The 23200-nt window shown below is 61.9% G+C and carries 23 protein-coding genes; 16 read left to right on the top strand and 7 right to left on the bottom strand.

Translation table 11 applies throughout. From position 1 onward, the window contains the following. Positions 1-5: 5 nt before the first annotated feature. The 3 genes from R3217_01730 to R3217_01720 all read right to left on the bottom strand — a co-directional run bounded on the left by R3217_01730 (position 6) and on the right by R3217_01720 (position 2501). Positions 6-899 (bottom strand): carbon-nitrogen hydrolase, encoded by an 894-nt coding sequence (locus R3217_01730; protein ID MDX1454153.1) that lies wholly within the window; start codon positions 897-899, stop codon positions 6-8. 31 nt (positions 900-930) lie between these two features. Next, complete coding sequence (locus tag R3217_01725; protein MDX1454152.1) at positions 931-1956, bottom strand: agmatine deiminase family protein; 1026 nt, start codon at positions 1954-1956, stop codon at positions 931-933. Between the two features lie 146 nt (positions 1957-2102). Next, entirely contained in the window at positions 2103-2501 is a 399-nt protein-coding gene (locus tag R3217_01720; GenBank protein MDX1454151.1) for a hypothetical protein, read from the bottom strand. A gap of 256 nt (positions 2502-2757) precedes the next feature. Between R3217_01720 and R3217_01715 the strand changes: the two genes are divergently transcribed. From R3217_01715 to R3217_01705, 3 genes are all read left to right on the top strand, one after another. Continuing rightward, entirely contained in the window at positions 2758-4005 is a 1248-nt protein-coding gene (locus R3217_01715; protein MDX1454150.1) for a lipoprotein-releasing ABC transporter permease subunit, read from the top strand. Next, the gene (gene lolD, locus R3217_01710) at positions 3998-4717 is read left to right on the top strand and encodes a lipoprotein-releasing ABC transporter ATP-binding protein LolD (GenBank protein MDX1454149.1); all 720 of its coding nucleotides are present in this window, start codon (positions 3998-4000) and stop codon (positions 4715-4717) included. The genes R3217_01715 and lolD overlap by 8 nt, the downstream gene beginning before the upstream one ends. A gap of 98 nt (positions 4718-4815) precedes the next feature. Continuing rightward, positions 4816-5607, top strand: a complete 792-nt coding sequence (locus R3217_01705; GenBank protein MDX1454148.1) for a sulfotransferase — start codon at positions 4816-4818, stop codon at positions 5605-5607. Positions 5608-5661: 54 nt separating this feature from the next. Here R3217_01705 and R3217_01700 read toward each other — a convergent pair whose 3' ends face one another. Continuing rightward, the gene (locus R3217_01700; GenBank protein MDX1454147.1) at positions 5662-6201 is read right to left on the bottom strand and encodes a DUF2062 domain-containing protein; all 540 of its coding nucleotides are present in this window, start codon (positions 6199-6201) and stop codon (positions 5662-5664) included. A 145-nt stretch (positions 6202-6346) separates the two neighbouring features. Here R3217_01700 and R3217_01695 point away from each other — a divergent pair, with 145 nt between their 5' ends. Genes R3217_01695 through R3217_01665 form a run of 7 tightly spaced genes read left to right on the top strand, consistent with a single transcriptional unit; the run spans position 6347 to position 13779 of the window. After that, positions 6347-8653: a DNA internalization-related competence protein ComEC/Rec2 gene (locus tag R3217_01695; GenBank protein MDX1454146.1), complete on the top strand. Its 2307-nt coding sequence runs from the start codon at positions 6347-6349 to the stop codon at positions 8651-8653. Between the two features lie 56 nt (positions 8654-8709). Beyond that, positions 8710-9342 carry a MotA/TolQ/ExbB proton channel family protein gene (locus tag R3217_01690; GenBank protein ID MDX1454145.1) on the top strand — a complete coding sequence of 211 codons (633 nt, stop codon included), beginning with the start codon at positions 8710-8712 and terminating at the stop codon, positions 9340-9342. Then, on the top strand, positions 9339-9776 hold the full coding sequence (locus R3217_01685; GenBank protein MDX1454144.1) for a biopolymer transporter ExbD: 438 nt from the start codon (positions 9339-9341) through the stop codon (positions 9774-9776). Before R3217_01690 ends, R3217_01685 begins: the two co-directional genes overlap by 4 nt. Beyond that, the gene (msbA, locus tag R3217_01680) at positions 9773-11524 is read left to right on the top strand and encodes a lipid A export permease/ATP-binding protein MsbA (GenBank protein ID MDX1454143.1); all 1752 of its coding nucleotides are present in this window, start codon (positions 9773-9775) and stop codon (positions 11522-11524) included. Before R3217_01685 ends, msbA begins: the two co-directional genes overlap by 4 nt. After that, positions 11525-12532, top strand: a complete 1008-nt coding sequence (gene lpxK / locus R3217_01675; protein MDX1454142.1) for a tetraacyldisaccharide 4'-kinase — start codon at positions 11525-11527, stop codon at positions 12530-12532. It abuts the gene before it with no gap. Continuing rightward, on the top strand, positions 12529-13278 hold the full coding sequence (gene kdsB, locus R3217_01670; GenBank protein ID MDX1454141.1) for a 3-deoxy-manno-octulosonate cytidylyltransferase: 750 nt from the start codon (positions 12529-12531) through the stop codon (positions 13276-13278). Before lpxK ends, kdsB begins: the two co-directional genes overlap by 4 nt. Before the next feature lie 27 nt (positions 13279-13305). Beyond that, positions 13306-13779, top strand: coding sequence for a low molecular weight protein-tyrosine-phosphatase (locus R3217_01665; GenBank protein ID MDX1454140.1), 474 nt, complete (start codon positions 13306-13308; stop codon positions 13777-13779). Positions 13780-13837: 58 nt separating this feature from the next. On the opposite strand, the gene rne is transcribed toward R3217_01665, so the two are convergent. Continuing rightward, positions 13838-16639, bottom strand: a complete 2802-nt coding sequence (gene rne / locus R3217_01660; GenBank protein MDX1454139.1) for a ribonuclease E — start codon at positions 16637-16639, stop codon at positions 13838-13840. A gap of 487 nt (positions 16640-17126) precedes the next feature. Between rne and R3217_01655 the strand changes: the two genes are divergently transcribed. Together R3217_01655 and R3217_01650 are read left to right on the top strand one after the other, a co-directional pair. Beyond that, entirely contained in the window at positions 17127-18161 is a 1035-nt protein-coding gene (locus R3217_01655; GenBank protein MDX1454138.1) for an RluA family pseudouridine synthase, read from the top strand. A gap of 13 nt (positions 18162-18174) precedes the next feature. Next, positions 18175-18831 (top strand): HAD-IA family hydrolase, encoded by a 657-nt coding sequence (locus tag R3217_01650; GenBank protein MDX1454137.1) that lies wholly within the window; start codon positions 18175-18177, stop codon positions 18829-18831. Positions 18832-18834: 3 nt separating this feature from the next. Here R3217_01650 and R3217_01645 read toward each other — a convergent pair whose 3' ends face one another. Beyond that, entirely contained in the window at positions 18835-19413 is a 579-nt protein-coding gene (locus R3217_01645) for a nucleoside triphosphate pyrophosphatase (GenBank protein MDX1454136.1), read from the bottom strand. A gap of 276 nt (positions 19414-19689) precedes the next feature. Here R3217_01645 and R3217_01640 point away from each other — a divergent pair, with 276 nt between their 5' ends. The 4 genes from R3217_01640 to R3217_01625 all read left to right on the top strand — a co-directional run bounded on the left by R3217_01640 (position 19690) and on the right by R3217_01625 (position 22574). Beyond that, positions 19690-20259, top strand: a complete 570-nt coding sequence (locus R3217_01640; GenBank protein ID MDX1454135.1) for a YceD family protein — start codon at positions 19690-19692, stop codon at positions 20257-20259. An 11-nt stretch (positions 20260-20270) separates the two neighbouring features. Continuing rightward, positions 20271-20465, top strand: a complete 195-nt coding sequence (gene rpmF / locus R3217_01635; protein ID MDX1454134.1) for a 50S ribosomal protein L32 — start codon at positions 20271-20273, stop codon at positions 20463-20465. Positions 20466-20532: 67 nt separating this feature from the next. Next, positions 20533-21609, top strand: coding sequence for a phosphate acyltransferase PlsX (plsX, locus tag R3217_01630; protein MDX1454133.1), 1077 nt, complete (start codon positions 20533-20535; stop codon positions 21607-21609). Then, positions 21606-22574 carry a beta-ketoacyl-ACP synthase III gene (locus tag R3217_01625; GenBank protein MDX1454132.1) on the top strand — a complete coding sequence of 323 codons (969 nt, stop codon included), beginning with the start codon at positions 21606-21608 and terminating at the stop codon, positions 22572-22574. Before plsX ends, R3217_01625 begins: the two co-directional genes overlap by 4 nt. 73 nt (positions 22575-22647) lie before the next feature. Here the strand turns inward: R3217_01625 and R3217_01620 are convergent. Further along, positions 22648-23200: type II secretion system F family protein (locus R3217_01620; GenBank protein ID MDX1454131.1), on the bottom strand; the 553-nt coding region annotated here is incomplete at its 5' end.

The raw sequence follows: 23200 nt of genomic DNA, 5'->3' as shown, positions 1-23200 counted from the left end.
GCGTTTCAGTCGCGGTAGCGCTTGAGCAGGTCGCCATAGGCCTCGATCCGCCGGTCGCGCAGGAAGGGCCAGATGCGGCGAACGTTCTCGGAGCGGGCCAGGTCGATGTCGACCACCAGCACCTCTTCTTCCTCGATGCTCGCCTCGGCGAGGAATTCGCCCTGGGGTCCTGCCACGAAGCTCGAGCCCCAGAATTCGATCCCGCTGGTGTGGCCGGAGGGGTCGAGTTCCTTGCCGACCCGATTGCAACTCAGTACCGGCAGGCCGTTGGCCACGGCGTGCCCGCGCTGGCTGGTGATCCAGGCATCGCGCTGGCGCGCATGGTCGTCGACCGGGTCTTCCTCCACCCAGCCAATGGCTGTCGGGTAGAGCAGCAGTTCGGCCCCGGCCAGGGCCATCAGGCGAGCGGCTTCCGGATACCACTGGTCCCAGCAGACCAGTACGCCGAGCCTGCCCACGGAGGTGTCGATGGGTTCGAAGCCGAGGTCGCCCGGAGTGAAGTAGAACTTTTCGTAATACCCGGGATCGTCGGGGATGTGCATCTTGCGGTACTTGCCGGCAATGCTGCCGTCCTTCTCCAGGACCACGGCGGTATTGTGGTAGATGCCGGCTGCGCGCCGCTCGAACAGCGAGGTAACCAGCACGATACCGAGATCCTTTGCCACTGCGGCCAGGGTGTCGGTCGACGGGCCCGGAATGGTCTCTGCGAGGTCGAACACCTCCGGATCTTCCGTCTGGCAGAAATAGGGTCCGGTATGCAGTTCCTGCAGGAGGACCAGGCCTGCGCCCTTGCTCGCTGCTTCCTTGATCCCGTTGATGCTGCGGGCCAGGTTGGCGTCGCGATCGGCAGAGCAGCGCTGTTGAACCAGCCCGACCGTCAGTGTCTTCGAATTCGTCATGTCATGTTCCTCGCGATGGCCAGGTTGATTCTCAGCGCAGGCCGGCAGGCAGCTGCATGGTCAGGCAGTGCAGGCTCCCGAAGCCGCGAATCACGGCGCGGCAATCGATCATCACGATATCGTGATCCGGAAAGGCGGCCTGCATGATATCGCGTGCGCGCTGGTCGTTGTCATCAGCATAGCCGGGCAGCAGCACGGCGCCGTTGATGATCAGGAAATTGGCGTAGCTCGCGGGCAGGCGCCGGCCGGTGTCCGGATCATGCTGCGGCTTCGGCAGGGGCAGGGCGCTGAGGCGATAGGCATCGCCATTGCGCTGGCGGAACGCTGCCAGCTCGGAAGCCATGTCCGCAAGCGCCTGGTAATGCGAGTCCGACGGGTCCTCACAGCCCTGGAAGACGATATGGTCCGGCGAGGCGAATCTTGCCAGGGTGTCGATATGCGCATCGGTGTCGTCGCCCTCGAGATGGCCATGTTCCAGCCACAGCACGCGATCAAGCCCGAGCTCCTGCGCCAGCACCTGCTCGATCCCGGCCTGGTCCAGGTCGGGGTTGCGGGTTTCGGCAAGCAGGCAGCGCTTCGTGGTCAGCAGGGTGCCAAGCCCGTCGGTCTCCACGGCGCCACCTTCGAGCACGAAGTCCCTTGAGTGCATGCCGACATTGAAAGCGCCGGCAATGCTGTCGTTGATCGCGTTGTCCTGGTCGGCGGGCCATTTGTTGCCCCAGCCGTTGAAGACGAAATTCATCAAGGTCAGCGCGCCGGACCTGTCGGCCACGGTCAGCGGACCATGGTCCCGGGCCCAGGTGTCGTTGCTGGCTGCGGTTACGTAGTGGATACGGCTGGCGGGCAGCTTGCGAGCGGCCAGCAGGCTGGCGACGTGCTTGCGATGCGCCCCGTCCTGGACGACGAGCAGCAGGTTCTCGCGCGCAGCAATTGCACTGGCCAGGTCAAGGTAAACGGCCTCGATGTCGGTCAGCATGTCCGACCAGTCGGTACCTGCATGCGGCCATGTCAGCATGACGCCCCATTGCGGGGCCCACTCTGCCAGCAACTTGTTCATCTCTACGCTCTCGTCGGCAAGGAGGCGAATTCTGCGTCAAAGCAACGCAGGACGGAAGGGGTGGCGCTCGACAGCGGGCGCAAAAAAGACGACGCCCGCGACAGTTGCCTGTGGCGGGCGTCGGGTAAAGCGTGCCTGTTTCGGCCTTACTGCGTCACGACGCTGTGCAGCACCTTGTCGTATTCGAAAAACACGCTGTAGCCGTCGTAATCCCAGCGCGTGATCGGCGGTTCGCCGACGGCCGGATGTTCGCTCGCCGGGCTGCCGAAGCTGTCGCGCACGGCCTCCATGGTCATGCCACGCTCCGGAGTGGGGAAGTCCGCCTCACGCATCATGCGGGCCGGTGCATCGCTGTCGGTGGTGGCATCGTCGTTCGCATCCACTTCCTCGATGACCAGCACGTCGCCGGACGTTTCTTCGACCATCTCGGCATCGCTTGCCTGCGATTCACTCGCGCTTTGCTCGGCCGCGTCGTCGGTTACGGGTTCGCCCGCAGCCAGGGTGAAAGGCAGTGCCAGCATCAGGATCAGCCAGTTCTTGGACATCACTCGTCTCCAGAGAGGTTATGGGCAAACTATAGCAGTCAATCGACAGGACAAAAAGCCAGGTTTATCCGTGGCTTGGACTTCGTCCTTCAAGTCGTGACCAAGCTCACGAAGACGAGTATGACGAGGTCTTGCCGGGGAATTCGTCAGGAAGGCGGGAATTTTGCCGAAATTGCTCGAATAACCAGCATTGGCGCGCCCTCCAGCCGCAAGGGTGCGTGTGTAGCGAGCCTGAATATGCTTAAATGCGCCGACCATGATGCGACCCTACGAACTTTTTATCGGGCTCCGGTATCTCCGGGCCAAGCGCCGAAATGGCTTCATTTCGGTCATTTCCCTGATTTCCATGCTGGGCATAGCGGTCGGCGTTATGGCGCTGATCACGGTGCTCAGCGTCATGAACGGCTTCGAGGGCGAACTCAGGAATCGCATTCTCAGCATGACATCCCACGCCACCATCTCGGGTTCCGGCGAGCGCCTGACCGATTGGCAGGCTGTCATCGATTCGGCGGAACGGCATCCCGAGGTGCTGGGAGCCGCCCCGTATGTTTCCGGCCAGGCCATGTTGAACGGCTCCGGCCGGATGAGCGGGGCGCTGGTTCGCGGTGTGCTGCCCAGCGAGGAGGCGAAGGTCTCCGAGATCGAAAGCAAGATGATTCGCGGCAGCATGAGCGAGCTGCGGCCGGGCGAATACAACATCGTGCTCGGGCGTTACCTGGCCTACTCGCTGGGTGCGCAACCCGGTGACTCCGTCATCATGTTGATTTCGCAAGGCAATGTGACCCCGGCGGGCATCATGCCGCGCATGCGCCGTTTCAATGTCGTCGGCATATTCGAGGCCGGCATGTACGAATACGATTCCACCCTGGCGCTGGTCAATCTCGAGGATGCCAGCCGCCTGTTCGGCATGAACGGGGAAGTCAGCGGGGTGCGTATCAAGCTGACCGACATGTTCCAGGCGCGACGCATTTCCCGCGAGCTGGTCGACTACCTGGACGGTGTCTACTACCTGTCCGACTGGACGCGCCAGCATGCCAATTTCTTTCGCGCCATCGCCACCGAGAAGACGGTGATGTTCGTGATCCTGACATTGATCGTTGCCGTTGCTGCGTTCAACATCATTTCGACACTGGTGATGGTGGTGACCGACAAGCAGTCGGACATTGCCATCCTGCGCACGCTTGGTGCCACCCCCCGCGCCATCATGAGCGTGTTCATGGTGCAGGGCACCTTCATCGGCTTGCTGGGTACGGCCATCGGCGTATCACTGGGCGTGTTGCTGTCACTGAATGTCGAGAACATCATCCCGGCGCTGGAGTCCTTTCTCGGGACGGACCTGCTGCCTGACGATGTCTACTACATCTCGGACCTGCCCTCGAAAATGGAGATGTCCGACGTCGTGACGGTCGGTATCACCGCATTCACCATGTCGATGCTGGCCGGTCTCTACCCGGCCTGGCGGGCATCGCGCACCCAACCTGCGGAGGCCTTGCGTCATGAATGACACGCCTGCCAATGCCATGCAGGCAGACGAACCGGTGCTGAGCTGCGAGTCGCTGGGCAAGACCTACAGCGATGCCGGCAACGATGTCGAGGTGCTCGCGGACATAGGCCTGTCCCTGTCGCGCGGCGAGTCGGCTGCCGTTGTAGGCGCCTCCGGCTCCGGCAAGAGCACGCTGTTGCACTTGCTCGGCGGGCTGGATCGCCCGACCACGGGCTCGGTGCGGATCAATGGCCGCGAAATGACGGCCCTGGGCGACGCGGCTCGTGGCCAGCTGCGGAATCGCGAAATCGGTTTCGTTTACCAGTTCCATCACCTGCTGCCCGAATTCACGGCTGCTGAAAACGTCGCCATGCCCTTGCTGGTTCGCCGTGAGTCGCCGTCGCGCGCCTTGCATGAAGCCGAGGCCTTGCTTGCGTCGGTCGGGCTGGGACATCGCCTGACCCACAAACCCGGCGAACTCTCGGGTGGCGAGCGCCAGCGTGCGGCGATCGCCCGCGCGCTGATAACGCGTCCGGCGCTGTTGCTGGCCGACGAGCCGACCGGCAACCTGGACTCGAAGAATGGCGAACAGGTATTCGAACTCATGATGGAATTGCAGCGCGAGCATGGCACCAGCCTGCTCGTTGTAACGCACGACCACCAGCTGGCGGGCCGGCTGGATCGCATGCTGACCCTTGAAGACGGGCGCCTGGTCGGTGACACGGCTGGCTGACACCGGCGAGCTCGGCCGCGAGACCGGCGCAAATTGCAGTAAGAGCCTGATGAATTAGGTACAATCCGGTTGCTCAACCTCCTCTAAGGCGAGATTTCATGTTCGACAAGCGAATCATCATTGGTGGCCTGCCTCGATCGGGTTCCACCCTGCTGAGGTTCATCCTTGATTCCTCGGATGACATCCTTTCCGGTCCGGAAACCAGTTTCTTTACCCAGCCGCTCCACAAGCTGCAGGCCCGGTCGGAGAAGGTCGCGACTCGACTCGCTCGAAAGCTGGAACTTGACGTGGAGGACGTCCAGGCGAGCATCATGCAGGCAGAAGATTCCTTCACTGCTTTTGACGGGATCATGGAAGCATTTGCCAGGTCGGTGGGTGTGGAAAAATCGGCCTGGGCGGAAAAGTCACCGGACAACTGCATTCATTACGGCCGCTTGCTGATCGAGAATCCGGACACTTACTTCATCAGCACGATTCGCCACGGCATCGACGTGGCAACGTCGGTCATCAAGGATCATCCGAAAAAAGGCAACGACTACTGGTGTTCCGTGCAGTTGTACGCTGACTGCATGGCCTACGTCATGGAATTCGATCATCCGAATCACATCATCGTGCGCTACGAAGACCTGGTTCGCGAACCGGAGTCCGTGCTGGATTCGCTGTCCACGTTCCTGGACATGCGATTCGACAGGAGTGTGCTGGAGCGCTTCAACCAGGAATCGAAGTCCCGGGATTTCTCCAAGGTGAATCAGCCGAAATTGAAAGAGAAGCTGCAGGACACCTGGGTCGGGCGCTATCGAGATCCGGCGCACAAGGGCAGGGTGGAAGAGTTCATGCAGCACGAGAGGGCGGTTCACTGGCTGCAAAAGAGCGGCTACGAGGTTGAATGAGCGCCGGCCGTCCCGGGCGAATGCATGTCCGCTCCGGCAGCCAGGCTTGAGGCTTCAGTATTTTCGCAGGCCTTTGGGCAGGCTGGTGAAGTGCGGTCGCTCACGATAACGCCGCATGACTGACACCATCCAGACGCGATTCAGGATGACGTAACCCAACCCCGCCGCAACGACGGCAAACACCAGTGTTCCGGCCAGCATCGGTTCCCAGATGCGCGCCGCTTCCTCGGTCAGCCAGCGCCAGCTCAGTTCGAACTGCCAATCACCCGTCGGCGCATCCAGCAGCCAGGCACCAAGTCGATACTCCGCATAGTAGATGGGTCCCATGGTGACCGGGTTGGTCAGCCAGACGCTGCCGACGGCGATGGGGATGTTTACCCGCAGCCACAGCGCGACCATTGCTGCTGCTACCATCTGGAAGGGAATCGGCAGCAAGGCGAAGAACAGGCCAATCGCCAGCGCCTTGCTGGCGTTGCGACGATTCGGAAAGATCAATGCCGGGTCATGCAACAGCGCATTGAACGGCCGCAGGTACCACTGCCTCTTCAAGGCATCCGGGTGCGGCATGTAGCGCTTGATGATCTTTCTCGGCATGCTCGATGTTTGTCTGTTTCGCAGCGGAAAGGCTTGGAAAACGCCGCTGGATGAATGGCAATTCCTGAACGTCACCCGCGTGGGACGCAAGCAAGTAGCGGTCTCGATCTGGTTTCGGATTATACACAGCGCAAGGAACGCGCACATGCTGAGCATCGCCGTCTGTTTCCTGGCCGGCATCCTGCTATCGCAGGGAATGCCGATTCCTGCAGCCTTGCTTGGGCTTGCTGCGGTGCTTCTTCTCCTGTTCTGCTTCGACTCCCGATCGGAACGCCGCCTGGCGATGTTCGCCTGCCTGGTCTTCGCGACCGGATTCGGCTGCCTGCATGGGAAGCATGCCCTGGAGATCGGGCTGGCCGATCGGCTCGTACCATCGCTGGCAGGCGAGGTGTTGCTGGTCAGCGGGGAGATCGTGTCGATGGTCGAGCGTGGTGACAGGTACCAGCGTTTCGAGTTCGCGCCGCTGGCATGGAACAGTGAGCGAAACGACCTGCCGCAGCGCCTGCGGGTGAGTCTCTATGCGAACGAGCCCGCGGTGCATCCGGGCGAGCAGTGGCGCTTCGCGCTCAAGCTGCGAGAGCCCCGCGGCTTTTCGAATCCGGGTGGCTTTGACATCGAACGCTGGTACCTGCGCCGAGGCATTGGAGGAGTGGGTTACGTCCGGGGTGTTCCCGCGCCCGAGTACCTCGGCGAGGCCGCGGGCCCGGCCGCGGTGCGCGCAGGGTTGGTCGAGCACCTGGCCGGGCATTTCGCCGCTGTGCCCAATGCCCATCTGATGCGTGCTCTCCTGTTTGGGGACCGGTCCGGCTTTGCGGCAGCTGACTGGGCGCGGTTCCGCAACACGGGCACCAGTCACCTGGTGGCCATTTCGGGCCTGCATCTCGGCCTGCTGGCCAGTGGCAGTCTTGCTTTTTGCATGTTGCTGGGGGGCAGCAGGATGGCCGGGCAACAGCGCTGGTGGCGGGCGCAGCTGTTGCTGGTAGGACTGGTGGTCTCGGCGTATGCCTTCCTGGCCGGATTCGGGGTGCCGGTACAACGGGCCTTGTTGATGGTGCTGGCCGTACTGGCGGCGCAGTTCATCGGCCGACGCATGGCCTGGAACAGCCTGTTCGGTCTCGCGCTGCTGGTATTGCTGCTGCTTGATCCGATGAGTGTTCACGATACCGGATTCTGGCTGTCCTTCTCCGCTGTTGCCGTGCTTGCGCTCCTGCTGGCTGGGGGTATCCGACATCGTCAGCCCTTGCTTGAAGCCTGGTGCATCCAGTGGCGCTTGCTGCTGGTATTGCTGCCGACAGGCGTATCTGCTTTCGGCTTGCTCGCGCCGGCGTCCTGGATTGCCAACCTGCTGGCCATTCCCTGGCTTGCGATGGTCATCCTGCCGCTGCTGTTCGCGGGCAGTGTCGCCGCGTTTCTCGGGGGCTTCCTGGCGCCACTGGCTGCGACCTTGCTGGCGCTGGCAGACAGGGCACTTGCACTCCTGTGTTCCTTGCTTGACCGGCTCGCCCTGTGGTTGCCGGCAACCGCGGTGCCACCGGAGCCTGCCAACATGGCAGTGCTTGCCTGCCTGGCGCTGCTGGTGCTGGTGCCGCGGGCCTTGCTGCCTCGCGTGGCCTTGGTGCTGGCAGCGACCTTGCTGATGCCGCTTGCGACCATTCGCTGGGCAGACCATGCCGACGTGCGGTCAGGTGACTGGCGCATGACCGTCCTGGATGTAGGGCAGGGTTCGGCGCTGTTGATAGAGACGGCGAGTCATGCCTTGCTCTACGACACCGGGCCACGACTCGGCGAGCGATCGGCTGCGGAGCTGGTGATCGTGCCGTTCCTGGCGTCACGCGGCCTGACGCTCGACCGCATCATGGTGTCGCACGGCGACAGCGACCATGCGGGTGGTATCGATGTGCTCCGGTCGCATTACCCGAACGCCGAGGTCATCGTCGCTGACAGCTGCGTTGCCGACAGGCGCTGGCGCTGGAATGGCGTGGATTTCCGCATCCTGCACCCACCGGCCGACATGCAGGGTTCCGACAACGACCGTTCCTGCGTACTGGCGATTCACGGGCATTACTCGGCCTTGCTGACCGGCGATATCGAAACCAGCGGAGAACGCTTGCTGCTTGCGGCATTGCCGGCCACCGATGAACGCTACGATGTCGTGGTCGCACCTCACCACGGCTCCCGCAGCTCTTCCAGCGAGGCACTGGTGCAAAGGCTGTCGCCGGCGCTGGTGATTTTTTCCGCAGGCCACGGCAACTACTGGGGCTTTCCCGATGCGAACGTGCGGCAGCGCTGGGAGCGGGCTGGTGCTCGCAGCCTGGTAACGGGTGATGCCGGTGCGATCGAGGTGTCGGTGTGGCAAGGACGCCTGCGTGCCTGCAGCTGGCGACAGCAGGGGCGCAGGCCCTGGCACTACCCCGCTGAAGTCGGTGACTGCCTCTGGCCGGCCATTCGTTGAACGCGGGAAAATCCAGTATCATGCCGGGGTCATTCATTAACCTGACATGAGGCACCATGCTGGAAATCGTGCAATCGGGCGGCTGGTTGATGGCCCCCATCATTCTGTGTTCCATCATTGCCGCCGGCATCATCATCGAACGCCTCTGGTCCTTGCAGGACAAGAAGGTCGTCCCCGACCACCTCGTTGCCAAGACCTGGCATCTCCTCAAGGAGAACCGCCTTGGCGAGGAGGAAATTCGCAACCTGCACGAGAGTTCCCCGCTGGGAAGGCTGCTGGCAATCGGCATGGCCTACCGCGATCGCACGCGAGAGTTCGTCAAGGAACAGGTGGAGGATGCAGGCCGCCATGTCGCCCACGAACTGGAGCGCTACCTCAACACCCTCGGCACCATTGCGGCGATTTCGCCCTTGCTGGGCCTGCTGGGTACCGTGGTCGGCATGATCAAGGTGTTTGCGGCAATCACGGTGCAGGGAGTCGGCAACCCCGGGGTGCTGGCCGGGGGTATTTCAGAGGCGCTCATTACCACGGCTGCCGGCCTGGCTGTCGCCATTCCGTCCTTGATCGGTTATCGCTACCTGCGAGGGCGGGTGGCCGATCACGTGGTGCGCATGGAGCAGGAAGCGATAAAGATGGTCGAGGCGTTGCACGGTGGCGCCGCACATCCGGCGGGTGAGAGCGACGCATGAATCTCCGGCCGAAAATCGCGGAGGAGCCCGAGGTCAATCTCACGTCACTGATCGACGTGGTGCTGTTGCTGCTGGTGTTTTTCATGGTGTCCACCAGCTTTGTTCGCGAGGCCGACCTGAAAGTGACCTTGCCCGAAGCCGCCTTGCAGGCGACGCCCGCGCAGCAGGCTCCGCTGGAAATCACCATTACTGCCAACGGTGATTATTACGTCAATGGCCAGGCCCTGGTCAGCAACCAGCCCAAGGTCCTCGAACGGGCAATCGACAAGGTGGTGGAAGGTCAGCGCGAAGTCCCGGTGACCATCAAGGCGGACGCCAGCACCACGCACCAGTCCGTTGTCACGGTAATGGACACCGCAGGGCGAATGGGTTTCGTCAATATCACCATCGTGACATCGGGTGATGTTGCGGCGAGCGGGGGAGGCGTGCAGTGAGCAGGAAGCAGGAAAGCATCTGGCCGGTCTACCGGCGCTTGCTGGGATATTCGGCGCCATACAAGGGCGTGTTCATCATTGCCGTGCTGGCCTCGATCGTCAGTGCTGCGGGCGAGGCGGGCTCGGCCTGGTTGATGAAGCCATTGATGGACGACGCGTTCGTGGCAAGGGATGAAGAGATCATCAAGCTCATCCCGTTCGGTGTCGTGCTGATTGCGCTCCTGCGTGGCTTTGGCACGTTCGGCGCTACCTTTTTCATCAGCTGGATTGCCCGCAACGTCATCAAGACCTTGCGCCAGCAGGTATTCGAGAAGCTGCTGGTCATGCCTGCCGGCTATTACGACAAGAGCAGTGGTGGAAACCTCGTTTCGACCATCACCTACAATATCGAGCAGGTTGCCGAATCCAGTGCGCGCGCTTTCCTGGTCATCCTGACCGACTCGTTGAAGATTATCGCCATGGTCGGTTTCCTCCTCTACATGAGCTGGCAACTGACCATTTTCATTTTCATCATCACGCCGATCATGTCACTGATTGTCAGGTGGGTATCGAAGCGCTTCAGGCGCTACTCCGAACGCATCCAGTCATCCATGGGCGACGTCACGCATGTCTCCGAGGAAATCATCCAGGGGCAGCGAGTCATCAAGATCTTCGGTGGCGAGGAGTACGAAAAGGACCGTTTCAGCGAGGTCAACGAGCGCAATCGGCGCCTGTTCATGAAGCTGTTCCTGACCAAGTCGGGCAGCGTGCCTGTGGTCCAGATCATCGGCAGCATCGGCATCGCGCTGGTCATCTATTTTGCGGCGAGTGGTGGGGCCGGTTTCCAGTTCACTCCTGGCGATTTCACGGCCTACCTCTCTGCCATGCTGATTCTTACCCAGCCGTTGAAACGCCTGACCGAGGTCAACGAGCCCCTGCAACGCGGCATCGCCGCAGCACGCTCGATTTTCGAATTGCTGGACGAGCCGCCGCAGCCGGATTCCGGCGACAAGACCCTCGACCGAGTGACAGGCAAGGTGGCTTTCGAGAGTGTCGAATTCGGCTACAACGATGGCGAGCAGCCGGTCTTGCATGACATCAGTTTCGAGGTCGCCGCAGGACAGACCATCGCCCTGGTCGGGCGTTCGGGCTCCGGCAAGTCGTCGCTGGTGAATCTCATTCCGCGTTTCTACGAGCCGCGCGCCGGCACCATCCGCGTCGACGGTCATGACATCCGCGATGTCAGGCTCGATTCCCTGCGACGCCACATTGCCCTGGTATCGCAGGACATCATCCTGTTCAACGACACCATTGCGCGCAATATTGCCTATGGACAGCTGGGTGATGCCAGTGACGAGGAGATTCGCGAGGCGGCGAGGGCCGCGCATGCGCTTGAATTCATCGAGTCATTGCCGCAGGGCTTCGACACGATTGTCGGCGATCGCGGTCTGCTGTTGTCCGGTGGTCAGCGACAACGCATCGCCATTGCGCGCGCCTTGCTCAAGAATGCGCCGATCCTGATTCTTGACGAGGCCACTTCTGCACTGGATACCGAATCCGAACGCCATATCCAGGCCGGGCTGGAAGAATTGATGAAGTCTCGCACCACCTTCGTGATCGCGCATCGCCTGTCCACCATCGAGCGCGCCGATCGCATCCTTGTCATGCGCGAGGGGCAGGTCATCGAGGATGGCACGCACCAGGAGCTGCTGGCAGCCGAAGGCGTCTATGCCGGCCTGCACAAGCTGCAGTTCCAGGATATGGACTGAGTGCCCGGCGTGTCGCTGGAGTCACGCATGCTGGAAAGCTGGTATGGCGACCGTGTCATGCCATGGACCATTCCGCTGGCCTGGTTGTTTCACCTTGTCAGCAGGTTGCGGCGGCAGCTCTATCGACTTGGCATATTCGAAACCCACCAGCCCGGCCTGCCTGTCATCGTGGTTGGCAACATCACCGTGGGTGGCAGCGGCAAGACGCCGGTTGTCATCCAGCTCGTAAAGGAACTCCGGGCGCTGGGGTATCGCCCCGGTGTCATCAGTCGTGGCTATGGCGCCCGCCTTGGCGAGCCTCGTTTGCTGTCACCGGCTGCGCGCCCGGAAGAGGTGGGCGACGAGCCCGTGCTGATCGCTCGCGAAGCGAAATGCCCGGTCGCCGTTTTCCCGCGACGCGTCCAGGCCGTCGAGCTGCTGCAGCGGGAAACCGATGTCGACGTTGTCATCAGTGATGACGGCTTGCAGCACTATGCACTCGGTCGCCTGGTGGAGATTGCGGTTATCGACGGGGAGCGTGGCCTGGGTAACGGTCGACTCCTGCCCGCGGGGCCCTTGCGGGAACCGGCCGCAAGGCTGGACGAAGTCGACCTCGTGATTCGCAATGGCGGGTCGTCTGCAGGGCATGGTGATCATGCAATGACACTCGAGCCGCGAGCGCTGGTAAACCTTGCCAGCGGCGAGGAGCGTCCACTGGAATGGGGCAGGCAACAGCGCTGGCAGGCTGTCGCTGGAATTGGCAACCCGGCCCGGTTCGGCACGACCTTGGAATCCCTGGGCTATGTGGCCGAGCTGCATGCTTTCCGGGACCACCATGAGTTTTCGCCAGCCGATTTCCGTCCCTTCGGCACGCAGCCGGTGCTCATGACGGCGAAGGATGCCGTGAAGTGCCAGTCATTTGCCGCCGACAATTGGTGGTATCTTGATGTCGTTGCAAGATTCGAACAGGAGCTGGGGCGCATGGTGAGCGACCTCCTCGAACACAAGCAGAGCCTGGCAGTCTCATGACGAATGCACGAAACGACACGTTCTGGGTTGTCATTCCGGCACGCTATGGATCCACTCGCTTGCCTGGCAAGCCACTGCTGGACATAGGCGGCAAGCCGATGATCCGGCATGTCTGGGAGCGAGCAGGCGAGAGCAAGGCGGCTCGAATCATCATAGCGACCGACGATGACCGGATCCGTATTGCCTGCATGGAATTCGGTGCGGAAGTCTGCATGACGTCTGACGCCTGCGAATCGGGAACCGATCGACTGGCGGAAGTCGTGGCTGCGGAAGGAGCGGCCGATGACCTGGTCGTGGTCAATATCCAGGGCGACGAGCCATTGATGCCTGCCGAGAACATCGACCAGGTCGCTGCACTTGCGCAGCGGGGCGATACCGATATCGCGACGCTATGCGTTCCCATCCAGAGCAAGGAAGAGTTCGCCAACCCCAATGTCGTCAAGTGCGTGCTGGGGGAGGAGGACCGCGCAGTCTATTTCAGTCGTTCGCCGGTTCCGCATGACCGCGAGGATGCGGCAGGTTTCGGCCATGCATTCAGGCACCTCGGAATCTACGCCTACACGGTTGGTGCCTTGAAGGAATTCAGCGCCATGCCGCCCAGCAGGATAGAGCAGCTGGAGCGCCTCGAACAGTTGCGAGCCCTCGCCGCGGGGATGTCCATCCGCGCACAGGTGGCCGGCCGCACACCGCCGCACGGTGTCGACACGGAAGCGGATCTCGAGCTCGTGCGCCAGCAACTTGGCTGATAACGGAATAGCAAGGAGTTCATCCTCATGAAGATCCTCTTCGTCTGCATGGGCAATATCTGTCGTTCACCAACCGCACATGGCGTGTTCGAACAGCTGTTGAATGATGCGCCCGATCTCGATGTGTTGGTCGATTCTGCCGGAACGCATGCTTACCACGTAGGCAATCCGCCGGATTCCCGGTCACAGGAGGCGGCAGCGCGACGGGGTTACGACCTCTCCGCGCAACGTGCAAGAAAGGTGGCGGAGATGGACTTCGAGACGTTCGACCTGGTGCTGGCAATGGACAGGGCGAACCTTGAGAACCTTCGCGCGATAGCCGACACCAGGCACCATTCGAAAATCCGACTCTTCCTGGAATTTGCGAGCGATTCCGATGTTCGCGAAGTGCCCGATCCTTATTACGGAGCCGGTCGCGGTTTCGAGGAGGTGCTGGACCTGGTGGAAGATGCGGCCCGCGGTTTGCTGGAACATGTTCGACAACAGGCTTCCGGCCGCTGATCAACAGACATGAAAAAGCCGGCTTGCGCCGGCTTTTTCAATTCCATCAGGACGTGTATCAGTCCTGCTTGTCGTCACTGGAAACCTTGTTCTGTGTTTCCACCTTGACCATGCTGTCAGCCTTTTCCTTGCTGAGCGCCTGGACCCGACGCAAGACCTCGTCTGCGGATACGGCGGCCGATGAAGCGGGCTTCGGGGCTTCCTGCTTCGGGGCTTCCTGCTTCGGGGCCTCCTGCTTCGGGGCTTCCTGCTTCGGGGCCTCCTGCTTCGGGGCCTCCTGCTTCGGGGCCTCCTGCTTCGGGGCCTCCTGCTTCGGGGCTTCCTGCTTCGGGGCTTCCTGCTTGGATGCTTCCGGGCGCGGACCGCGTGGAATCGCCACGGGCTGAATGGCGCCGGAGGCATTGCTCACCGAAGGCGCTACCGTGGCTTCCTGCTTCGGCGCTTCCTGCTTCGGTGCATCCTGCTTCGGGGCCTCCTGCTTCGGTGCATCCTGCTTCGGTGCATCCTGCTTCGGTGCATCCTGCTTCGGTGCTTCCTGCTTCGGGGCTTCCTGCTTCGGTGCTTCCTGCTTCGGTGCTTCCTGCTTCGGTGCTTCCTGCTTCGGTGCTTCCTGCTTCGGCGCTTCCTGCTTCGGTGCCTCCTGCTTCGGTGCTTCCTGCTTCGGCGCTTCCTGCTTCGGCGCTTCCTGTTGCGACCTGTTCTCTTCCTTTACGGGCGCATTGGAGCGATTGTCTGCGTTCGAGCCAGATTGCTGCTGGTTGGCATTGGACGCATTGCCATCCTGGTTGCCCTGGCCACCGCGACGCCGACGGCGTCCACCGCGGCGACCGCGGCGGGTATTCTTGCGCTGGGAATTGCCAGATTCGTCGTCGCCCTGGTTATTGCCCTGCGGTGCGCTCTTCTGGTCAGGCTTGTTGCCGGCGTTGTCGTTGCGGGATTGCTTCTGTTCGTCTTTCTTGGCGTCGTCCTTGCCACCGTCCTTGCCGGCATCCTTGCGGTTCCTGCCACGGCTGCGATCGCCCTTGCTGTCAGAGCGCGTATCGCTGCCCCGTTCGTTGCGATTGCGACGTCCACCACGACGCGAGCGTTCGTTGCGGTCGCCGCGTTCGCTGCCACCGCGCGTCTTGCGCTGCTGGTCCTTCTTCTTCTTCTTCTCGCTGTCGCTGGATTCGCCCGTGCCGAACAAGGCGCGCCAGATGCGAACGAACAATCCAGGCTTCTGCGGTTCCGGAGTCGCCGCCGGTGCCGGGGCAGGGCGGGTCGGCTCGATGGTCTTGACCACAGGCTCGCTGCGCTTCGTTTCTCCCATCTCCTGGACGAACTTCGCCACGCCCTCGGCGTCCTTTTCTTCCTCGGCGGTCAGCGTGTAGCTGGCTGGCCGCTTGCCGATTACTTCGTCATCACGCAGACGCGTGATTTCATAGTCCGGCGTTTCCATGTTGGCATTCGGAACCAGGATCACGTTGACGCGGCAGCGCTGCTCGATTTCGGCAATCGATACGCGCTTTTCATTCAGGAGGAAGGTGGCTGCATCGACCGGCAGCTGGACCACCACCTGGGCGGTCTTTTCCTTCATTGCTTCTTCTTCGACCAGGCGCAGCACGGAGAGGCTCAGCGATTCGACGCTGCGCACACGGCCTTCACCCGCGCAGCGCGGGCAGACGATCTGGCTGGACTCGCCCAGTGACGGGCGCAGGCGCTGGCGAGACATTTCCATCAGGCCGAAGCGCGAGATGCGACCGACCTGCACGCGGGCACGGTCCATCTTCAAGGCATCGCGCAGGCGGTTCTCGACGTCACGCTGGTTGCGGTTCGAATTCATGTCGATGAAATCGATGACCACCAGGCCGCCCATGTCACGAAGTCGCAGCTGGCGAGCCACTTCATCGGCGGCTTCCAGGTTGGTGTTGTGGGCGGTTTCCTCGATGTCGCTGCCCTTGGTGGCACGAGCCGAGTTGATGTCGATTGCGACCAGTGCTTCCGTGTGGTCGATCACCAGGGAACCACCTGACGGCAGGCGCACTTCGCGGCGGAATGCCGATTCGATCTGGGATTCGATCTGGTAACGCGTGAACAGCGGCACGCTGTCTTCGTAAAGCTTGAGCTTCGACAGGTTGTGCGGCATCACGGATTCCATGAAGCCACGAGCCTGCTCGTAGATCTTCGGGTCATCGACCAGGATCTCGCCGACATCGCTGCGAAGGTAGTCGCGCAGGGCGCGAATGATCACGTTGGATTCCTGGTAGATCAGTACCGGCGGTTTCATTTCCTGCTCGGCCTTCTGAATGGCCGACCAGACAGTGACCAGGTAGTCCAGGTCCCACTGCAGTTCTTCCACCGTTCGGCCTACGCCGGCGGTGCGCACGATGCAGCCCATGCCCTGCGGGATGTTCATCTGCGAAAGCGATTCACGCACCTCGTCGCGATCGTCACCCTCGATACGGCGAGACACGCCACCGGCGCGCGGGTTGTTCGGCATCAATACGAGGAACCGGCCGGCGAGGCTGATGAAGGTGGTCAGGGCAGCACCCTTGTTGCCACGCTCTTCCTTTTCGACCTGGACCAGCACTTCCTGGCCTTCCTTCAGCACATCCTTGATGTTGATCTTGCCGCTGGTATCACCGCTGAAATAGCTGCGGGAGATTTCCTTGAGGGGCAGGAAGCCATGGCGTTCGGCACCGTAGTCGACAAAGGCCGCTTCCAGCGACGGCTCGACGCGGGTGATGCGGCCCTTGTAGATATTGGCTTTTTTCTGTTCGCGGGAGGGGAGCTCGATATCGAGATCGTAAAGTCGCTGGCCATCGACCAGCGCAACGCGCAACTCTTCGGCCTGCGTTGCATTGATAAGCATTCTTTTCATTGTCGGTCCTGCTGGCACTCTTGCTGCCTGTGCAGGATCACGTGGCGCCGGACGGCCCAGGGAGTATTCCTATAACTTGGTCGCGCTGCGTGGCATGCCGGGCCCATGGACCTCGTGGCCTGCCTTTTCATTCGCAGCAGCGGGAAACCTGCCTGACGTTCGGCCGCGCTACGTGACCATGCGAGGCATGGGAGCGCTTCCTTTATGGCCAGCGCGGGAATCAGATCCCGCTGAGAAGCTCGCTGTCCGCGGTCATCGCGGCGCTTGCTTGTCGGCTGGCAGTTACGTTTTCTTGAGACCGCTTGGCGGCCTCACCCATAAATCTGTTCTAATACCGGTCCGCTGACTACCGAGGCTTTTCTCTCGGGGCGGCGGATGACCGGAATGGTGAGCAATGACCCTTTAAATCAGGGATTTACCGCATCGCATGCGGACCGCTCTCCAGCGACGGATGTTAGCAACGATAAGTTACTGTTTCAATTACTAAATGAAGAACTCTGACAAGCCATCCAACAAGCCCGAGCGGGGACCGTCAAGTGGCGGCGTCCAGCATGTCACGGCCGGTCCCGAGGACGCCGGGCAGCGGATCGACAATTTCCTGCTGCGCATCCTCAAGGGCGCGCCGCGGAGCCTGGTGTACCGCATCATCCGCAAGGGTGAGGTCAGGGTGAACAAGGGCCGGACCAAGCCTACCTACAAGCTCGTAGAGGGCGATGTGGTGCGGGTTCCGCCGGTCCGCCTGGGTGATGACGCGCCCAGCAAGCCACCCCCGAAGGGTGCCCAGGAGCTGCTGGGGGACCGGATCATCCACGAGGATGATCGCGTGATCGTGATCAACAAACCTGCCGGCATGGCTGTCCATGGCGGCAGCGGCCTGAGCTTCGGCGTGATCGAGGCCCTGAGGGCCTTGCGCCCGGATGCGCCGTTCCTGGAGCTGGTGCATCGCCTGGACCGCGAGACCTCGGGTTGCCTGATCGTCGCCAAGAAGCGCAGTGCCCTGCGCCGGCTGCACAGCCTGCTGCGCGGCGAGCAAGGGGGCATGGAGAAGCGCTACCTGACGCTCGTGGCTGGCAGCTGGAGCTATCGCCGCGAGGAAATCCGGACCTTCCAGCGCAAGATCGAGCAGGGCGGGGAGCGCATGGTGCGCGTGGTCGAGCCCGACACTCCGGGCGCCAAGGAAGCGCTGAGCCGCTTCAAAGCGGTCGATTATTACCCGGGTTCCACCCTGATGCAGGTCGAGATCGACACCGGGCGCACTCACCAGATTCGCGTCCAGGCGGCCCATGTCGGGCATCCGGTGATTGGCGATGACAAGTACGGCAATCCCGAGGCCAACGAGCATTTCCGCAAGCTGGGCTTGAAGCGGCTGTTCCTGCATGCCATGGCCTTGAGCTTCGTGTGGCCGGATTCCGACGAGCGTTTCGACGTTTCGGTACCGATGGATGACGACCTGCGCGAGGTGATCAACAAGCTTGAAAGCGGGGGCGGCGAGGCCGGACCCGGGCGACGCGAAGGGCGCTGAAGAGGTCTCCGTGATGGAAAAGCGCTTTGACCTGATCATTTTCGACTGGGATGGCACGCTGATGGATTCGGCGGCGCACATCGTCGAGGCCATCCGTGCCGCGGCGGCCGACGTCGGGGTCACGGTCCCGACCCCGGAAGCGGCTCGGCATGTGATCGGCCTTGGTCTCCAGGATGCGATTGCCATGGCGCTCCCGGACCTGCCGCAGGATCGTTACGACGAGCTGGTAGCAAGCTATAGACACCATTTCTTCACCACGGCCATTCAGCGGCAGCGGCTGTTTGCGGGCGTTGAAGAACTGCTGGTCTCGTTGCGCGAACAGCGCTACTGGCTGGCGGTGGCCACCGGCAAGGGTCGCGCCGGGCTCGATCGCAGCCTGGAGGAAACCGCTCTTGGGCGGTATTTCGTCACCAGTCGTACCGCTGACGAGACCGCCTCGAAGCCGGATCCGAAAATGCTGCACGAAATCCTGTTCGAACTGGACGTGGTCCCGGAGCGGGCCTTGATGGTGGGTGACACCAGCTATGATCTTGAAATGGCCGCCCGGGCGAGGGTGCCGTCTGTCGGCGTGACTGGCGGGGCGCATGCCATTGAGCACCTGCTGCCGCACCAGCCACGCACCATTCTTGATGACATCCGCGAGCTCGAGACCTGGCTGGCCGACCTGTAGCTGTCAGGGCAGGCTGGCACCGAATTCACGCAACATCTTGCAGAGCGCGATCAAGGGCAGGCCGGTCAGGGCGGTCGGATCGCGGCTGTCGATGGCGTTGAACAGGCAGATGCCATAGGCCTCGGCCTTGAAACTGCCGGCGCAGTCGAGCGGTTGCTCGATGTCCACGTAGCGCCGGACTTCGTCCTCTTCGAGGTCCCGGAACTTCACTCGCGTCTCATCCATGTCCTGCAGCCTGACCTTGCTGCCCGCATCGATTACACAGAGCGAGGTATAGAAGCTGACTTCCTTGCCGCTGGCGGCCAGCAGTTGCGCGATGGCCGTGTCGGCATCGCCTGGCTTGCCCAGGATTTCGCCGTCGCGCACGGCGCACTGGTCCGAGCCGATGACCAGGCCCTCGGACAGGCTGTCTGCAACCGCCGCTGCCTTCGCGGCGCCCAGCCGGCGAACCATTTCCTCTGGGCGTTCGTCGGGCAAGGGGGTTTCGTCGATATCGGCCGACTGCACGGCAAAGGGCAGTTGCAGGCGCTCGAGCAATGCTCGTCGGTAGGGCGAGCCGGAGGCCAGGTAAAGGGGTGGCAGGTCTCTCATGATCGTCTCCGTGGCACATGGGCCGGGTCGGCGCCCGAGTGGCGCCTGGCACAGGCCCTGGACGGCCTGCTGTGGCCGAAGCTTAAGGGGCGCGGCCTGCCGGTGCAAAGCCGCTGGTGGCTCGCGCTCGCAGGGCGTGGCTCGCAGCTTTGGGGGGATGCGAGCGATTTGCAGTCTTAATCCAGCAAAAACAATCGCTTGGCGCCATATTTTGCTTTGACACCGCGCGGGTCGGGAACGTACAATTCCGCGCTTATGTCGAGCCTCTTGCCGTCCAGAGTTGATCCGCTGCGCCTCGCGCAGTCTGGCAGCAAGCTGGAGGGCGAGGTCGAGACAGGCCGCATGAGCCGGCTGCAGGACTACCTGCATGCCGATACGGCGCCGCAAGTGTGGCTGAGTGCGAGTTTTGCGAGCGACTCGGCGGGTCGCATCCTGCTGGATGGCAGGGTCGAGGCGCGGGTCGAGATGACCTGCCAGCGTTGCCTCGAGGCGGTCATGCTGGAGGTGACGGGCGAGTTCACGATTGGCGTGATTCGCTCCGCAGACGAGGAAGCCGGCTTGCCGGATGATGTCGATCCCTTCGTCATGGAACGCGGGCCGGAACTCGACCTTGCGGAGCTGGCTGAAGACGAAGTGATTCTTGCCTTGCCGGTGATACCGCGGCACGAATCGAGCGAGCAGTGCGGTGAACGTGCAGCAGTGCTTGCAGCACAGGAAGAAGAGCAACCGGATGTGGCTGCACAAGCAGCGGCATCCGACGAGGAACAGGCAGCAGGGCAGAAGGAAAACCCTTTCGCCGTGTTGCGTGAATTGAAAGACGACAAGTCAGAAGACTGAGGTAAACGAAAATGGCAGTTCAGAAAAGTCGCAAGACCCCTTCGAAGCGTGGCATGCGTCGTTCGCACGACAGCCTGAAGGGCCCGACGGTTTCGCGTGACCCGGTGACCGGCGAGACGCACCTGCGTCACCATGTCGGTGCCGACGGTTACTACCGCGGCCGCAAGGTGATTGACACCAAGAACGTGGTTGCCGACGAAGAATAAGTCGGTCGTGTCTCGGTGCCTGCGGGTGTCGAGCAGCTTGAGTCAGACAGCGAGGTAGCCGAGGGGAATGGGCAAGCCAATCACCATCTCTCTGGATGCCATGGGCGGGGATCACGGACCGGAGTCCGTGGTCCCCGCTGCCATTCAGATGGCAAAAAAGCATCCGGACCTGAACCTGATCCTGGTCGGGCAGGAAGACGTGCTTGAGGAACACCTGGCAGCGGCACCGAAGAAGGTGCGGCCACGCCTGCGCATCCATCACGCCAGCCAGGTCGTGGAAATGCACGAGCCGCCATCCCAGGCGCTGCGCGGCAAGAAAGACTCGTCGATGCGCGTGGCCATCAACCTGGTCAAGGAAGGCGAGGCCGAGGCCTGCGTCAGTGCGGGCAATACCGGCGCCTTGATGGCAACGGGCCGTTTCGTGCTCAAGACCCTTGCCGGCATCGATCGCCCGGCGATCATTTCCGCCATTCCTGCAAAGGGCGGTCATACCCACATGCTGGATCTCGGCGCCAATTCGGATTGTTCCTCCGAGCACCTGTACCAGTTCGCCGTGATGGGCTCCGTTGTCGCTACCGCCATCTACAGCATTCCGCGCCCGACGGTCGGCTTGCTGAACATCGGCGAGGAAGAGATCAAGGGCAGCGATACCATCAAGAAGGCAGGACAGCTGCTGAACAAGAGCAGCCTGAACTACATTGGCTTCGTGGAAGGTACCGACATTTTCAATGGTCGCGTCGATGTGGTCGTGGCGGATGGCTTCATGGGCAATGTTGCGCTGAAGTCTGCCGAAGGCCTCTCCAAGCTGATCAGTCACAACATTCGCGAGGAGTTCGGCCGGAACGGCTTTACCAAGTTCCTCGGGTTGCTGGCGCTGCCGGTATTGCGCGCCCTGAAACGCCGCCTGGACCCGCGGGTCTACAATGGTGCCAGTCTGGTTGGCCTCCGCGGTATACTTATCAAGAGTCACGGCAGTGCCGATGCGTTCGCCTTTTCGAATGCCATTCGCATTGCCATGCTGGAAGTTGAAAAACAGGTGCCGACGCGCATCAAGACTCTGCTGGAGGATCACGTTGCCAGCAATGGTCAGCCGGGCGAAGCCGACGCGGCTTCGGAACGAAGCGAAGAAAAACAGGCGAGCTGATGTATTCAAGAATTATCGGAACGGGGCGTTACCTGCCTGAGAATGTCGTCACCAATGACGACCTGGCAAAGCGCATGGATACCAGTGACGAATGGATCCGTGAACGCACCGGCATCCACCAGCGGCATGTTGCCTCGGAAGGCGAGACCACTCTCGACTTGTGCGAAAAGGCGGCACGCAATGCGCTCGACATGGCCGGCCTGGAGCCGGCTGACATCGACATGATCGTGGTTGGCACGACCACGCCTGACCAGGTGTTCCCGAACATGGGCGTCTTGCTGCAGGATCGCCTGGGCATTCATGGCTGCATGGCCATGGGGCTGGAAGCGGCCTGCACCGGCTTCATCTACGCGCTGGGCATTGCCGACAAGTTCGTACGTGACGGCACCGTCAAGCGGGCGCTGGTCCTCGGTGCCGAAACGCTGTCGCGCATCATCGACTGGGAAGATCGCACGACCTGCGTGCTGTTCGGTGATGGCGCCGGTGCCGTGATCATCGAGGGCAGTGACGAGCCCGGCATCGTGTCGACACACCTGCATGCCGATGGCAAATACAAGGACCTGTTGTTCTTCCCCTCGGGGATTTCGAAAGGCTTCAACGAGCTCAAGGGTGGCAAGGACTTCGTGCAGATGAAGGGCAACGAGGTCTTCAAGGTGGCGGTCACGACGCTGGGACGCATCGTTACCGAAACTCTGGAAGCCAACAACATGCAGCCGGAAGACATCGACTGGCTGGTTCCTCACCAGGCCAATATCCGCATCATCGAGGGCACGGCGAAGAAACTGAAAATGTCGATGGACCGGGTGATCGTCACGGTGGACAAGCATGGCAATACCTCGGCAGCCTCCGTGCCGATGGCACTGGATGTCGCTGTTCGCGATGGCAAGATCAAGCGGGGCGACACCATCCTGCTGGAGGCCTTCGGTGGCGGCTTCACCTGGGGTTCAGCGCTGATCAAGTATTGAAGCTCGACAACAAGTCGGGATCGAAAAAAGGAGCCGACTGGCTCCTTTTTTTATTGCCTGCGTGCAAGGTGCATCAGCCGGCGACCAGCTGGTTGAGTTCGAAGATGGGCAGCAGGATGGCCAGCACGATGGTCATGACCATGACGCCCATGAACAGGATCAGTGCGGGCTCGAGCACGCCAAGGAAGGTAGCCAGCAACGTTTCCATTTCGCGTTCCTGCGTGTCCGCTGCGCGTCCGAGCATTTCCTCGAGTTTGCCACTTTGCTCGCCACTGCTGATCAGGTGAATGGTCATTGGCGGGAACAGCTTGCGCTGGTCCAGCGCCTTGGCAATGCCCATGCCTTCGCGAATCCGCAGGCTTGCTTCGTCGACGGCGTGGCGCATGGGGATGTTGACGACCACGTCACCGGCGATGCGCAGGGCTTCGAGAACGGAAACGCCGGCACCGGCCAGGATGGCGAGCGTGCGCGTGAAGCGGGCGGTGTTCATGCCTCGCGTGATGCGACCGACCAGGGGCAGTCGCAACAGGAATCGATGATACTTCTGTCGCGGCCCTGGCTCGCGCAGGACCCGGCGCACCATCCAGGCAATGGCAATCACGCCGACGGCCAGTGCCATCCACCAT

It is taken from the genome of Gammaproteobacteria bacterium (assembly GCA_033720895.1).
Lineage (GTDB): Bacteria > Pseudomonadota > Gammaproteobacteria > Natronospirales > JAJUFS01 > JAWWBS01.
Note: the sequence above shows the minus strand (reverse complement) of the source record. Positions and strands in the feature narration are given on the sequence as shown.

What these genes read in the sequence shown, in the direction of transcription:
- R3217_01730 (MDX1454153.1), bottom strand. Translation starts at nt 899, where the DNA reads ATGACGAATTCGAAGACACTGACGGTCGGGCTGGTTCAACAGCGCTGC.
- R3217_01725 (MDX1454152.1), bottom strand. Translation starts at nt 1,956, where the DNA reads ATGAACAAGTTGCTGGCAGAGTGGGCCCCGCAATGGGGCGTCATGCTG.
- R3217_01720 (MDX1454151.1), bottom strand. Translation starts at nt 2,501, where the DNA reads ATGTCCAAGAACTGGCTGATCCTGATGCTGGCACTGCCTTTCACCCTG.
- R3217_01715 (MDX1454150.1), top strand. Translation starts at nt 2,758, where the DNA reads ATGATGCGACCCTACGAACTTTTTATCGGGCTCCGGTATCTCCGGGCC.
- lolD (MDX1454149.1), top strand. Translation starts at nt 3,998, where the DNA reads ATGAATGACACGCCTGCCAATGCCATGCAGGCAGACGAACCGGTGCTG.
- R3217_01705 (MDX1454148.1), top strand. Translation starts at nt 4,816, where the DNA reads ATGTTCGACAAGCGAATCATCATTGGTGGCCTGCCTCGATCGGGTTCC.
- R3217_01700 (MDX1454147.1), bottom strand. Translation starts at nt 6,201, where the DNA reads ATGCCGAGAAAGATCATCAAGCGCTACATGCCGCACCCGGATGCCTTG.
- R3217_01695 (MDX1454146.1), top strand. Translation starts at nt 6,347, where the DNA reads ATGCTGAGCATCGCCGTCTGTTTCCTGGCCGGCATCCTGCTATCGCAG.
- R3217_01690 (MDX1454145.1), top strand. Translation starts at nt 8,710, where the DNA reads ATGCTGGAAATCGTGCAATCGGGCGGCTGGTTGATGGCCCCCATCATT.
- R3217_01685 (MDX1454144.1), top strand. Translation starts at nt 9,339, where the DNA reads ATGAATCTCCGGCCGAAAATCGCGGAGGAGCCCGAGGTCAATCTCACG.
- kdsB (MDX1454141.1), top strand. Translation starts at nt 12,529, where the DNA reads ATGACGAATGCACGAAACGACACGTTCTGGGTTGTCATTCCGGCACGC.
- R3217_01665 (MDX1454140.1), top strand. Translation starts at nt 13,306, where the DNA reads ATGAAGATCCTCTTCGTCTGCATGGGCAATATCTGTCGTTCACCAACC.
- rne (MDX1454139.1), bottom strand. Translation starts at nt 16,639, where the DNA reads ATGAAAAGAATGCTTATCAATGCAACGCAGGCCGAAGAGTTGCGCGTT.
- R3217_01655 (MDX1454138.1), top strand. Translation starts at nt 17,127, where the DNA reads ATGAAGAACTCTGACAAGCCATCCAACAAGCCCGAGCGGGGACCGTCA.
- R3217_01650 (MDX1454137.1), top strand. Translation starts at nt 18,175, where the DNA reads ATGGAAAAGCGCTTTGACCTGATCATTTTCGACTGGGATGGCACGCTG.
- rpmF (MDX1454134.1), top strand. Translation starts at nt 20,271, where the DNA reads ATGGCAGTTCAGAAAAGTCGCAAGACCCCTTCGAAGCGTGGCATGCGT.
- plsX (MDX1454133.1), top strand. Translation starts at nt 20,533, where the DNA reads ATGGGCAAGCCAATCACCATCTCTCTGGATGCCATGGGCGGGGATCAC.